The following is a 15,598-nucleotide window of genomic DNA, read 5'->3' on the forward strand; positions in this document are numbered from 1 at the left end:
GTGTGAGAGTTAAGAATGGAAAAAGATATTACAAAATTAATATCGAGTTTACGAAGAAAAGGTATTGAGTTCCATTTAAATGGAGGTTCAGTAGATGTTAGGGGGCCTCTTTCCATTTTAAGTAAACAAACTATTCGATTCTTGCAGCAGAACAAAAAGGCACTCGTTGATGTGGTTTCGCAGCGACTAAATATTTACCCAATTGCGACGACCGAACTGCAAAAAACATATTTTTATAAATGGAAGTCGGAGGTATTGAATCCCGCCTATAACTTGGTTTCCATAACTAAGTTGTTGGCGGATGTGGATTTGGGGAAATTGCAGAATGCGGTTAATATAGTGGTTGACCGTCATTACATGCTCAGGAGTACCTTTCAAGAGAAAAATGGCGAGCTAGTAAAAACCGTTTATCCAGAAATGCATAACTGCATCGAAATCCGCTATATAGATTGTGATGAGCAAAGTGCTTTGGTTGTAGAGTCATTTTGCGATGCACCATTTGATTTGGAAAAAGGCCCCCTGTTCAGATGTTTGGTTATACATAAAAATATTGGTGGCCAAGGGAAAACGGAAAGTGAATTTTGTCTCGTGGCACACCATATTATTATGGATTTTGTAGCCATGCAGGTCTTTACCTCTGATGTGGCAAGAGCTTATGATGATTTGTTGAAAACACCTTATAAATCTACGCTTGCTCCCGTTGAATATGATTTCGACGATACTATAGATGACAATTGTTTCACCGAAAGAACTAGAAGCCTCGATTATTGGAAGTCCCGCTTCCAAGGTAGAAAATTGGTATCTGGTATACCTTATGAAAAGCCTGCAGTACCTTCACAAGCTTATAATAAAGCATGGAAACTAAGTGATCAGTCCCTCGTGCAGCTGAACTCCTTCGCGCGAGAAAGTGGAACCACCCTATATACTTTAATTCTTTCAGTTTATTTTATCCTATCCCGATTATATACAACGGACAAATCCGCTGACATTGTTGTTGGTGTCCCATCACTTCGGCGAAATAAGCCTAAACAACTTAAAGTAGTTGGCTCACTGGTTAATACACTGCCGATTAATATTGAAGCCGATGCTTTTGCCTTACCGCTGGTTGAGTTCGTGAATAAAATACAGCGGTCAGTGTTTGCAGCACTGCAATATGATCAAATTGACTATCCGGATCTCGTTGCAAAGCTCCAGTTGACTAAAGCTCAAGCCGATTCGGGTCTAGTTAATACTATATTCAATTGGCATCAAATTTATGATGAAAACAAAATCTATGACCTCGAAAAATCCTACGATGAGCAAATTCTCACCGAGGAGATCATGTCTCTTTCCAGCGGATTAAAAGGCGCTGTAACAGACCTCGTGTTTACGGTTCAAATGTTGGGCGAGGGGTTACAATTCCGAATAAACTACCGCAGCGATTTATATAGCGAAAGACGTATATCTGCGCTTGTAGATGAAACTCAGTGGTTGATAAAACACCTCTTAACACGTAGCAACGAATCTCCTAATTCTATTATTGCAAAACGACTTAGGGAAAACTTGCCTTCACTAGACTCTATGGAGAAGGCTCCCCAAACCACCGTGGTGGATGCCTTCAGAGGGTGTGTGGAAAACGCCCCGGACAGCATTGCTCTGGTGGAAGGGGAGCAACACATCAGCTTTAGCCGTTTGGATGCCTGGTCCGATGAACTGGCGGCGGTGTTACAAGCGGCGGGGTTGCAAGTGCAAGACCGCATAGGCGTATATCAACAGGCCGACAGCGCAATGATCGCGAGTGTGCTGGCCATATTAAAAATTGGCGGTGTGTATGTGCCGCTAGAGCGCGATTATCCCGCCGCCCGTTTGCAAGTGATGGCCGAAGATGCCCAACTCGCCGCCATAATCTGCCGTGAAGAAGCTCCAGGAGAATTTTGCCCGACAATTCCACGGGTGTTCGTGGACAGTGTCAACCCCGACGAACTGCAGGGGTTGCCCTTAGAGGTTCCTGCGCTCACGGCCCAACATCCGGCTTATATCATTTACACCTCAGGTACTACGGGCGTTCCCAAAGGTGTGGTGGCGAAACACCAAGGGATTACCCGCTTAGTGTGCAACACCAATTACATCGACATACGTTCGGACGATGTATTTCTGCAGTCCACACCCATCTCATTTGACGGTGCCACCTTTGATATCTGGGGCCCGCTGTTAAATGGCGCGCGGTTGGTGTTGGCCCCCGAAATATTAAAGGACATGCACAATCTCGGGCATTATTACCAGCAGCATGGCGTTACAGTGGTGTGGCTGACCTCCGCCTTGTTCAGCACCATGGTGCGGGAACATCTTGATCGGATGTCCACGTTGCGTGTCTGTGTGGCGGGGGGCGATGTCGTTTCCTCTGAATATGTGCGACAGTATTTAACACGTTACCCATTTAGTCAGTTTATCAACGGTTACGGACCAACGGAAAACACGACCTTTTCAAGTTGTTATGTTATCGACGATAGCGCCGCCGTAAAGGATGCGTTGCCCATTGGCTCCCCCATCACAGGCAGTCACTGTTATGTGCTTGACGAAGGGCTGGAACCGGTGGCCGTCGGGGTACCAGGGGAACTTTATGTCGGTGGGCAAGGGTTGGCTTCGCACTATGAAGGGCGTGCCGGGCTAACGGCGGAAAGATTTATTCCGCATCCCTTCGCCAACAGCGGCGAGCGACTCTATCGCACCGGAGATATCGTGCGCTGGAATAGTGACGGCGCGTTAGACTTTTTAGGTCGCCGGGACGACCAAATTAAATTACGTGGTTTCCGCGTGGAGCTCGGGGAAGTTAACAGCGCGTTGGAAGCGCTGCCGGCGGTGGCGCAAAGCCACGCCGTTGTGGTGACGGACGAGCGAGACACCAAACGCCTAGTGGCCTACGTGGCTGTTGGGTCGAGAGCCCCAATCTCTGAAGTGGGGGACGGCGCTCTTGAGGATGGAACCGTAAATGAGGACATCCTGTTACAAGCCCTTAAGCAGACATTGCCCCCCTACATGGTGCCGGTGAAGCTTATATTGTTGGCGGAATTTCCACTAACGCCCAATGGCAAAGTTGACCGCCGGGCTTTACCGGAAGTGGACTTTAGTGGTCAGGTCCAAGGTTACGAAGCCCCGGCGAATCCCCTGGAAGAAACCCTGTGCCAATTGTGGTCCCGGGTATTGGGGTGTGATGAGGTCGGTCGCCACGACAACTTCTTTCAACTGGGTGGAGATTCCATCCTGGCCATCCAGATTCTCTCAGGGCTTCAAGCGCTGGGGGAGTCCTTGAGCATGCAAGCCCTTTATGAGCATCAGACCGTCGCTGCATTGGCAGACTATATCCAAGGGGGCGCGGACGAGGACTATGAAACCTTGGCCGAAGGGGAGCCGAGCTCAAGCTTACTTGTCGCGCGGGCCGTAAATAACGCCCGTCGAGAAGGCCAGTCGGGGGAAGGGGAGGCCGTCCAAACGTTGGTGGTTTGGGCGGGTGAACAAGGGGGCGACGAGGCCCATGTGGCCCCGCTAACGCCTTTGCAGCAAGGCATGTTGCACACCACTTTACACACAGAAGGCCAAGACCGTTACTGGATTCAAACCTGGTTTGAATTGCGTGGCAACCTGGACGAAGACCGTTGGCGGCAATGCTGGCAACAGGTGTGGGACAGTCACGCTATTTTGCGCAGCCGCTTTATCGATGTGTCCGCAGAGCATCCACTTCAGCTGCTTAATTGTCCTATAGCACTGCCCTGGGAAACCCTTGATTGGCAGGCCGAAGACGATATTGAGCACCACTTTAGCCAATGGCTCAATGAGCAAAAGAGCGCGATTCCCAAACCAGAGCAGGGGCCATTGGTGCGCTTTAGTGTTCTGCGGTTGTCACCACAGCACTGGCGTTTTGTCTGGCAGTATCATCACGCCCTGTTAGATGGGTGGTCCAAATCCCTCCTGCTCGAACAAGCGATGACGGACTACCGGGACGGGGTTGGCCAGTTTACCCGCGAGGAAAATCCTCATTACGGCGACTATTTGGACTGGCTGCACAGCCGTGACATGAGTGTGGCGAAAACCTGGTGGCGAGATTATCTCAGTGACTTTGATCAGCCGGCTCGGCTGCCCCAGTTGAGCAGTAGGCGCGGTGCCGCCCGGGAAGGGTTGCTGCGGGTACCATTATCCGCCGCCACACGAGAGTCCCTGACTCGCTATAGCCAGAGCCAGGGGATCACCCTAAGCACCGTGATGCAGGGAGCCTGGGGTCTATTACTTGGTCGCTTGTGTGCCACGGCTGACGTGGTGTTTGGTTTAACTGTGTCGGGTCGCACCGCCACGTGGCCGGGGGCCAATCATTGTGTTGGGCCGTTTATTAACACCGTGCCGGTGCGCATCCGCTGGGACAGTCACACCCCATTTACAGGGATGGTCAACCAGTTGCACCGGGATCGTTTGGCGTGTCAGCCGCACGAACTGCTCGGGTTACTCGAGATCCAAAAACAAAACGAACTGGGTGCGAATGTGGGCCTGTTTGACAGTTTGTTTGTGTTCGAAAACTACCCCTTTGACGATATTTTGCGGAGCCAGCAGATTAATGATCTCCAGCTGGGAGCGGTGGACGGTCGCAATGCGGTGGAGTATCCCATCGTGCTTATCGTTCAACCCTTTGACGATCATTACGAACTGCAATTGTGCTTTGATGAATCACGGCTCGCCCCCGCAGAAGCCGGCCAGCTACTGGCACACTATCAATCCCTGTTACAGGCGGCGATGGAAAACCCCGAGCAATCGGCGGCGCAGCTTAACTGGCAAACCGAGGCCGATGCCGCGGCCATTGATCTGTGGAACCAAACGGCCCAGCCACTTGCCCCGCAAACCACCGTGGTGGATGCCTTCAGAGGGTGTGTGGAAAACGCCCCGGACAGCATTGCTCTGGTAGAAGGGGAGCAGCACATCAGCTTTAGCGTTTTGGATGCCTGGTCCGATGAACTGGCGGCGGTGTTACAAGCGGCGGGGTTGCAAGTGCAAGACCGCATAGGCGTATATCAACAGGCCGACAGCGCAATGATCGCGAGTGTGCTGGCCATATTAAAAATTGGCGGTGTGTATGTGCCGCTAGAGCGCGATTATCCCGCTGCCCGTTTGCAAGTGATGGCCGAAGATGCCCAACTCGCCGCCATAATCTGCCGTGAAGAAGCTCCAGGAGAATTTTGCCCGACAATTCCACGGGTGTTCGTAGACAGTGTCAACCCCGACGAACTGCAGGGGTTGCCCTATGAGGTTCCTGCGCTGACGGCCCAACATCCGGCTTATATCATTTACACCTCCGGTACTACGGGCGTTCCCAAGGGTGTGGTGGCGAAACACCAAGGGATTACCCGCTTAGTGTGCAACACCAATTACATCGACATACGTTCGGACGATGTATTTCTGCAGTCCACACCCATCTCATTTGACGGTGCCACCTTTGATATCTGGGGCCCGCTGTTAAATGGCGCGCGGTTGGTGTTGGCCCCCGAAATATTAAAGGACATGCACAATCTCGGGCATTATTACCAGCAGCATGGCGTTACAGTGGTGTGGCTGACCTCCGCCTTGTTCAGCACCATGGTGCGGGAACATCTTGATCGGATGTCCACGTTGCGTGTCTGTGTGGCGGGGGGCGATGTCGTTTCCTCTGAATATGTGCGACAGTATTTAACACGTTACCCATCTAGCCAGTTTATCAACGGTTACGGACCAACGGAAAACACGACCTTTTCAAGTTGTTATGTTATCGACGATAGCGCCGCCGTGAAGGATGCGTTGCCCATTGGCTCCCCCATCACAGGCAGTCGCTGTTATGTGCTTGACGAAGGGCTGGAACCGGTGGCCGTCGGGGTACCAGGGGAACTTTATGTCGGTGGGCAAGGGTTGGCTTCGCACTATGAAGGGCGTTCCGGGCTAACGGCGGAAAGATTTATTCCGCATCCCTTCGCCAACAGCGGCGAGCGACTCTATCGCACCGGAGATATCGTGCGCTGGAATAGTGACGGCGCGTTAGACTTTTTAGGTCGCCGGGACGACCAAATTAAATTACGTGGTTTCCGCGTGGAGCTCGGGGAAGTTAACAGCGCATTGGAAGCGCTGCCGGCGGTGGCGCAAAGCCACGCCGTTGTGGTGACGGACGAGCGAGACACCAAACGCCTAGTGGCCTACGTGGCTGTTGGGTCGAGAGCCCCAATCTCTGAAGTGGGGGGCGGCGCTCTTGAGGATGGAACCGTAAATGAGGACATCCTGTTACAAGCCCTTAAGCAGACATTGCCCCCCTACATGGTGCCGGTGAAGCTTATATTGTTGGCGGAATTTCCACTAACGCCCAATGGCAAAGTTGACCGCCGGGCTTTACCGGAAGTGGACTTTAGTGGTCAGGTCCAAGGTTACGAAGCCCCGGCGAATCCCCTGGAAGAAACCCTGTGCCAATTGTGGTCCCGGGTATTGGGGTGTGATGAGGTCGGTCGCCACGACAACTTCTTTCAACTGGGTGGAGATTCCATCCTGGCCATCCAGATTCTCTCAGGGCTTCAAGCGCTGGGGGAGTCCTTGAGCATGCAAGCCCTTTATGAGCATCAGACCGTCGCTGCATTGGCAGACTATATCCAAGGGGGCGCGGACGAGGACTATGAAACCTTGGCCGAAGGGGAGCCGAGCTCAAGCTTACTTGTCGCGCGGGCCGTAAATAACGCCCGTCGAGAAGGCCAGTCGGGGGAAGGGGAGGCCGTCCAAACGTTGGTGGTTTGGGCGGGTGAACAAGGGGGCGACGAGGCCCATGTGGCCCCGCTAACGCCTTTGCAGCAAGGCATGTTGCACACCACTTTACACACAGAAGGCCAAGACCGTTACTGGATTCAAACCTGGTTTGAATTGCGTGGCAACCTGGACGAAGACCGTTGGCGGCAATGCTGGCAACAGGTGTGGGACAGTCACGCTATTTTGCGCAGCCGCTTTATCGATGTGTCCGCAGAGCATCCACTTCAGCTGCTTAATTGTCCTATAGCACTGCCCTGGGAAACCCTTGATTGGCAGGCCGAAGACGATATTGAGCACCACTTTAGCCAATGGCTCAATGAGCAAAAGAGCGCGATTCCCAAACCAGAGCAGGGGCCATTGGTGCGCTTTAGTGTTCTGCGGTTGTCACCACAGCACTGGCGTTTTGTCTGGCAGTATCATCACGCCCTGTTAGATGGGTGGTCCAAATCCCTCCTGCTCGAACAAGCGATGACGGACTACCGGGACGGGGTTGGCCAGTTTACCCGCGAGGAAAATCCTCATTACGGCGACTATTTGGACTGGCTGCACAGCCGTGACATGAGTGTGGCGAAAACCTGGTGGCGAGATTATCTCAGTGACTTTGATCAGCCGGCTCGGCTGCCCCAGTTGAGCAGTAGGCGCGGTGCCGCCCGGGAAGGGTTGCTGCGGGTACCATTATCCGCCGCCACACGAGAGTCCTTGACTCGCTATAGCCAGAGCCAGGGGATCACCCTAAGCACCGTGATGCAGGGAGCCTGGGGTCTATTACTTGGTCGCTTGTGTGCCACGGCTGACGTGGTGTTTGGTTTAACTGTGTCGGGTCGCACCGCCACGTGGCCGGGGGCCAATCATTGTGTTGGGCCGTTTATTAACACCGTGCCGGTGCGCATCCGCTGGGACAGTCACACCCCATTTACAGGGATGGTCAACCAGTTGCACCGGGATCGTTTGGCGTGTCAGCCGCACGAACTGCTCGGGTTACTCGAGATCCAAAAACAAAACGAACTGGGTGCGAATGTGGGCCTGTTTGACAGTTTGTTTGTGTTCGAAAACTACCCCTTTGACGATATTTTGCGGAGCCAGCAGATTAATGATCTCCAGCTGGGAGCGGTGGACGGTCGCAATGCGGTGGAGTATCCCATCGTGCTTATCGTTCAACCCTTTGACGATCATTACGAACTGCAATTGTGCTTTGATGAATCACGGCTCGCCCCCGCAGAAGCCGGCCAGCTACTGGCACACTATCAATCCCTGTTACAGGCGGCGATGGAAAACCCCGAGCAATCGGCGGCGCAGCTTAACTGGCAAACCGAGGCCGATGCCGCGGCCATTGATCTGTGGAACCAAACGGCCCAGCCACTTGCCCCGCAAACCACCGTGGTGGATGCCTTCAGAGGGTGTGTGGAAAACGCCCCGGACAGCATTGCTCTGGTAGAAGGGGAGCAGCACATCAGCTTTAGCCGTTTGGATGCCTGGTCCGATGAACTGGCGGCGGTGTTACAAGCGGCAGGGTTGCAAGTGCAAGACCGCATAGGCGTATATCAACAGGCCGACAGCGCAATGATCGCGAGTGTGCTGGCCATATTAAAAATTGGCGGTGTGTATGTGCCGCTAGAGCGCGATTATCCCGCTGCCCGTTTGCAAGTGATGGCCGAAGATGCCCAACTCGCGGCCATAATCTGCCGTGAAGAAGCTCCAGGAGAATTTTGCCCGACAATTCCACGGGTGTTCGTGGACAGTGTCAACCCCGACGAACTGCAGGGGTTGCCCTATGAGGTTCCTGCGCTGACGGCCCAGCATCCGGCTTATATCATTTACACCTCCGGTACTACGGGCGTTCCCAAGGGATCCATCACCACGCATGGGGGGTATCTCAACACGGCCCGTTATTACACCAAAACATGTGAAGTTAATAGGGGTTCTCGAGTGCTTCAGTTTGCTTCCATATGTTTTGATTCTTTCATGTTTGAATTCTTTCATATGTTAGTGGGGGGAGCCAGTTACATTTTACGGCCTAGCGTTGAGCGTATTATTGGTAGCAATCTCGCTCGTTTTATTACGGTAAACCATATCACCCATGTAACCTTAACATCGTCGGTAATATCCACGTTAATTAACGAGCCTTTGCCCTCTATTGAATGGATTTTAAGTGGCGGCGAAAGCTGTAACGCCAATTTAGTCAAAGCATTCGCTGACAGATTTCATTTTATTAATGCCTACGGCCCATCTGAAGCATCAATTTCAGTGTGTTCACTTGAATTTAGTCACCCACAAGAGTCGATTTCAATTGGCAGGCCCATTGATAATACGTCGTTATACATTCTTGATGAACTATATAATCATGTGCCGGTTGGAGGAGTGGGCCAAATTGGTATTGCGGGGGCTGGCCTGGCCCATGGCTACCAAAATAACCCACGACTAACTGCAGAAAAATTTATACCAAACCCATGGAGCACAGACGGTCAACGCTTGTATCTTTCGGGGGATTTGGGCTTTATTTGTTGTTCGGATAGCTTGCTGCACCACGTAGGACGAATGGATAGACAAGTTAAAATCAATGGGGTTCGGGTGGAATTAGCAGAGATAGAATCTGCTTTGCGCTGTATTGATGTCGTTAAAACTTGTTGCGTTGAAACAACGGAAGTAGGGCAAATTATCGCATTTGTTTGCTATGAAGAAACAAACATTCATCAGCGGGATAACATAAAGCAGCAACTGAGACAGCATTTGCCAGCACATATGGTGCCGGCCCATATTGTAGCGGTAGAAGAGATGCCGCTAACAGAAAATGGAAAAATAGATCTAGCAGCCTTAAATGTCCTCGCCGCTGAGTACCTTGAAAATCAGCGTCAAAATCGAGAATTCACGAGTAAAATTGCGGTTCGGATTGCCGAACTCATGGAGGGCGTTCTTAAAACAAAAAATATTACGGCAAACGATGATTTCTTTTCAATGGGAGGCCACTCGATCAGCGCCATGGAGATGGTGGCAAAACTTAATGATACTTTCTCAGTAAATATTTCGCTTGTCGATTTCTATGATATACCCAACCCAGAAGCACTCGCGGCGAAGATAAAGGGCGAAAGTATTAGCTCAAACAGCTGCCCTACTGTGAAAAAAATCGAGCCGCGTTTTAAGCACCGGTTTGAACCCTTTCCTTTAACTGAAATACAACGCGCCTATTGGTTGGGTCGTTATCTCGGTGAGCAGGAAAAAGCCGTGTCCACCCATGGGTATTTTGAAGTGGACGTGGTTGATGCAGAATTTGATGTCAATCGTCTTGGTGAGGCATTCAAGCACACTATTAATAAGCACGACATGATGAGAATGTGTTTGACTCGTAACGGCGAGCAGCAATGTCAACCTGAAGTTAACCATTTTTCAATAGACCTTGAAGATATATCTCAGTTCGATAGTGATGGCAAACGTGCAGTAATTGAAAAAATAAGAAATATGCTGTCACACCAAGTATTTGATGCGTTTAGCTTTCCTCTTTTTGAGGTGAGAGTGACTAAACTCGAATTGGATCGTTTTCGTTTACACTTTAGTATGGACGCCATGCTAATGGATTTTTCCAGTGTGGGGGTTTTCTTTTCAGATTTAGCCCTAGCTTATGAAACCAACGCTCCTCTGGAAAAACTGGGACTCACCTTTAGGGACTATCAAATAGCTTTTGAAGGCATGAAGCAAGAAGATGCCTACTCTCAAGCAAAAGGTTACTGGCAAGCGCGGCTAGATGGTTTGCCAGGAGCGCCGGAATTGCCGGTTATTGCCTCTAAATCCGCAGACAATCTCTTTGTGCGCAGGTCCGTCACAATACCTGCGGAACATTGGGAGACCATTCAGACCCTCGCTCGACAATTTCGCCTGACACCGACATCTTTATTACTAAGTGCCTATGTTGAAGTCATCGCACTTTGGTCTGCCTCTGATCATTTTTGTATAAATCTTTCCCTGTTTAATCGACATGAATTGGATCCAGATATCCACAAAATAGTCGGCGATTTTACATCGATGAATCTGACGGAATGTTGTGTGGATCGTACCAAGACGTATTTAGAGAGAATAAAAATACTTCAATATCAGCTATGGAGTGACATAGATCATCGGCTATATTCCGGTGTTGATGTGTTAAGGGATATTAACCGACAAAATGATTCTGCAAGTCGCATCAATATGCCAGTGGTATTTACCAGTGCTTTGGGCGTGGATTTTGGTATCGGCGTCGAAGAGGTACGTGGAGGCGAGTATCACATACCCACGTACAGCATCACGCAAACTTCACAGGTATGGATCGACTGCCAAGCATACGAAACAAATGGTAGCTGTATAGTTAATTGGGATGTTATGGAAAATATTTTTGAACCTGGCGTTCTCGATGCCATGTTCGAGTGTTTCGAAGCCCACCTGCTCCAGCTGAGTAATGACTCCATTTATAACAAACGCAAAGTTGTAGAAGCACCAGCGTCTCAGTTGGCTCAACGCGCATCTTTAGTCGAGGAGCGCTTATATCCAATAGAACACCTTCATAAGGCCACACTAGAATCGGCTCGAGACTATCCACAAAATATAGCGTTTGTTGCGGGCGAACAGACAATTACCTATGCAGATGTCGAAAGGTACGTTCGCTACCTGGGAATGCAATTACATAAAACTGGTTTAACAGCAAATGAGCCTGTTGCCGTTATTTTTAGGAAAGGCTGGCAACAACATGTAGCGGCGCTTGCGGTACTTTTTGCCGGTGGTTGTTATGTTCCGATAGATGCAGACCTGCCCAGTCAAAGAATTGCAAATTATTTGGAAGAAGCGAGCATTAAGGTTGCGGTCATTTCTCCGGGGGAGAATGTCGCACAGCTACCCTTGACATCACATAATATTATTATATTTGATGAGCGAGAAACACAGGGGCAGGAAGTACTACAACAACAAATAGAGTGTGAGGTGGCAGGGCCCGCTTATATCATTTTTACCTCTGGTTCCACGGGAACCCCGAAAGGGGTTGCTGTCAGTCATCAGGCAGCTATCAATACAATATTTGATATTAATCGAATGTTTGCAGTCACCAAAGATGATGTGGTTTTTTCCATATCTGCATTTAATTTCGACCTTTCGGTTTACGACTTATTCGGTTTGATGCGGGTCGGAGGACGTATAGTGGTGCCCACCAAGTGGGAGCAAAAAGACCCTGAATCCTGGTATGCTTATTTGAAAAAAGAACAGGTCACTATTTGGAATAGTGTGCCGGCGTTATTTAATTTGCTGATCGATTATTTAGAATCCATCGGTGCTCAACTTCCAGTATCCCTTCGGCTAGTAATGTTAAGCGGCGATTGGATTCCCAAAGACATATCTCAACGAGCTTATAAGCTGAATCCCAATGTTAAAATTATAAGTCTTGGGGGAGCCACTGAAGCCGCTATTTGGTCTATATATTATCCAATTTCCCAGAACGAGAAATTTCCGCGTAGTATTCCTTATGGTAAGCCCCTGGCCAATCAAAACATTTATGTTATGAAACCTGATTTTACCTCCTGCCCAACTGGGGTTCCAGGTGAATTAATGATCGCAGGAGAAGGCTTGGCACTTGGCTATTGGCGGGATGAAGAAAAAACTCAACATTCCTTTGTTCACCACCCTGAAAGTGGCGAACGCCTGTATCAAACAGGCGATTATGGTCGCTATTTGCTGGACGGGAATATAGAGTTTTTAGGTCGACAAGATAAACAAATTAAGGTATCCGGCCACCGAGTTGAGCTGGGAGAAATAGAGAGTGTGTTAGATAAGCATGCACTGGTAAAAAGATCTATTGCGATATTGTCAGCGGATAAACAGTTAATTGCCTATGTGCAAATGTATAAACCCGATGACAGCACCGCGAATTTCCACGACATTTTACGCAGGCACCTGGAGAGTTACTTGCCAGACTACATGATACCTTCTTATTTTGTGTGCCTTGAGGGACTTCCTCTTAACATCAATGGAAAAGTCGACTACGGAGCATTGCCAGAACCTGAACGGATAAAAGTCAGCGAATCTAGCGATAGTAAATATGAAGACTCCATTTTGGCAAGAATCTTTGCAGACCAGTTGAACCTAGAATCTGTATCACCTGAAGACAATTTTTTCCAACTCGGGGGCGATTCCCTAATTGCTATTCAATGTGTCACTAAAGCGAGATCGCAAGGTTTCAGTATAAGCATAAAAGACATTTTTGCTCAGCCAACCATTGGTGCACTAGAAGACTTCGCTCGCGGGAATGAAAACGATAACGTAAACCGCTCCGTGATTGAGCCAATGGTAGGGGCTGCGGATTCGAGTACACGGAATAACGCGCTTAAAGAAGCCGGCGGTACAGAAAATCCCTGTATTAAGGGAAGCAGCATCGAAAATTACCCTTTGTTTAGAGGCGGCCAGGAAGACCTTTATAGCTCTATAAACATCGCGCAAGAGCATTACGCCCTTAGTCCTATCGAAGACATTTATCCGATGACTGCCATTCAGCAGGAAATGCTACTTCAGTCTAAGGTTCAGCCTGGGCGCGGTAATTACATCGTACAAACGACCTTCGAAATTCAAGATAAATCATTTGAATTCAATATATTCTATGCGGCCTGGCAAGAGATAATTAACAGGCATGCCATTCTTAGAAGTCAGTTTATCGGCGCAGATACACGATTTCCGGTGCAAATTGTACGGCAAACTGTTGCTGCCCCAGTAGAGCTAAATGATTGGACAAATAAACAGCCAGATGAACAACTATTTGAATATGAGTCATATCGATATAGTGATTGGGTAAATGGATTTGATGAAGGTATATGCGGGTTAAGTCGTGTAAAAGTGTTTAAATTTAACAATGACACATACCGTATTCTATGGACGTCTCACCACTGTATAGGCGATGGCTGGGCGCAAGCAGTGATCACTAGAGAAATGGTTGAGATATATAGCAGTATTAGTGAAAAATCCACTTATAACCTGCCCACCCCTGTTCCATTTAAACGTTATGTATCATGGCAAGCAGAACAAGACGTGTCGTTAGCTAAAAGCTATTGGAAAAATCTCTTACAAACAGAAGTGGTTAGCAAACCACTGTTAAAAACTACTTTGAATAGCATAGGGTTGCCTGAGCAAGGAAAACAATTTGAAGTTAGGAGAAAGCTTTCAGTTTTAAAAACAGCCAATCTCCGTGAATTAGCTAAGTCTCAGCAATTTACTGTCAATTTGATTATACAGGCGACCTGGGCGCTAATTCTAAGTCGCTACGGTAACCAGTCTAGAGTGATATTTGGCGCTACTGCTTCTGGACGACCGGAAACGATAGAGCAAGTTGAGCAAATTGTAGGGCCATTTCTTAATAGCTATCCAGTAGTCGCTGATCTGGATATAAATAAATCATTTATTGATCTTGCTAACATGCTCAAACGTCAGCAAATGGAAAAAGTAAAATTTGAGTATATATCGTTACGGCAGATTGCTTCTTGGGTGAAAAGTGATCAGGCGCAAAAATTGTTCTCTTCTTTAGTTATATTTAATAACTACCCTAAAGTTGATGTCCAATTGGGGCTAAAAGTTTTGCACCACGTGAGTCAAAACAATTACCCAGTAACACTGGTAGTGTATCCATCAGAACAAATAGAGTTTGTGGTGAAATACAATGGTTTTGAGTACAAGGAAGAGCAAGCCGAGCTGTTGCTCAAACACTTTCTGGATATGCTAGACAAAGTGATGCAGTCGCCCACAGAGGCGTTGAGTTACTTCCAGCTGGCAAATACAAGAAATAAAAGGCAAAAAAAATTAAAACTGAAAGAGCTTTCGTTGTAGCTGGGTGAGTGAAATGAGCTTGTTAAATCAATTGGATGAACATATAGATATAGATACCATACCCTATAAGGGTGGTCTTATTTCTGTAGTGTCACCTAGAAAACGTATAAATACTCAAGGTTTTTTAACTGAGTCAAAAAGTATATTGGGTGCAGTGGTGCGTCAGCAGGGGGCGTTACTTCTTCGTCGTTTTAAGTTGAATGGTGCTAAAGATTTTCTAACGGCAGTGGAAACGCTTTCAGGAAATAAGCTTTGTAACTATGAAAATAAATCCACACCAAGATCTCAAGTTATAGATAGAATTTTTACTTCAACAGAATATCCGTCCGATGCATTCATTCCCTTGCATAATGAAAATTCATACACACATACTTTTCCGCGATATTTGTATTTTTTCTGTTTGAAAAAAAGCATATCTGGCGGGGAGACACCATTAGCGAATAGTGCCTTAATACATCAAGCTCTTGATGAGAAGGTCAAAGATGAATTTCTAGGTAAAGGCGTTCGTTATGTGAGAAATTATGGCGAGATAGATCTGCCCTGGCAGGAGGTGTTTGGTACAGATAAACCGCAGGAAGTAAGTGAATACTGTGAAAAGCACTCCATTGATTACAAATGGAATAAAAACCAGTTGCGTACGGAAGAGTGTTGTCCTGCGTCGATACTTCACCCCGACACCAAAGAGGATATTTGGTTTAATCAAGCTCATCTGTTTCATTATAGTAATCTAGGAGAGGGGGCGCAGGATCTCATAAATGTGTACGGCTTGAATAATATACCGCGAAACGCACTTTTTGCAGACGGGGAAGTAATACCGAAAGGGATGTTAGATCACATCAGAGATACACTCAATGCCAATGAAATACTTTTTGATTGGCAGCCTGGCGATTTATTGATTTTGGATAACTTAAAAATGGCCCACGGCAGAAGGCCGTTTGAAGGTCAAAGAAAAGTGTTGGTAGCAATGTCGGAAGAGTTGACTCATAGGGAATTAAATTAG

2 protein-coding genes are annotated in these 15,598 nt (G+C 48.3%); both read left to right on the top strand.

The window, feature by feature from the left end; all coding sequences use genetic code 11:
* Positions 1–15: 15 nt before the first annotated feature.
* Entirely contained in the window at positions 16–14,598 is a 14,583-nt protein-coding gene (locus tag TERTU_RS22200; RefSeq protein ID WP_015819354.1) for a non-ribosomal peptide synthetase, read from the top strand.
* A gap of 13 nt (positions 14,599–14,611) precedes the next feature.
* Complete coding sequence (locus tag TERTU_RS10140; RefSeq protein WP_015820701.1) at positions 14,612–15,598, top strand: TauD/TfdA family dioxygenase; 987 nt, start codon at positions 14,612–14,614, stop codon at positions 15,596–15,598.

It is taken from the genome of Teredinibacter turnerae T7901 (assembly GCF_000023025.1).
Lineage (GTDB): Bacteria > Pseudomonadota > Gammaproteobacteria > Pseudomonadales > Cellvibrionaceae > Teredinibacter > Teredinibacter turnerae_B.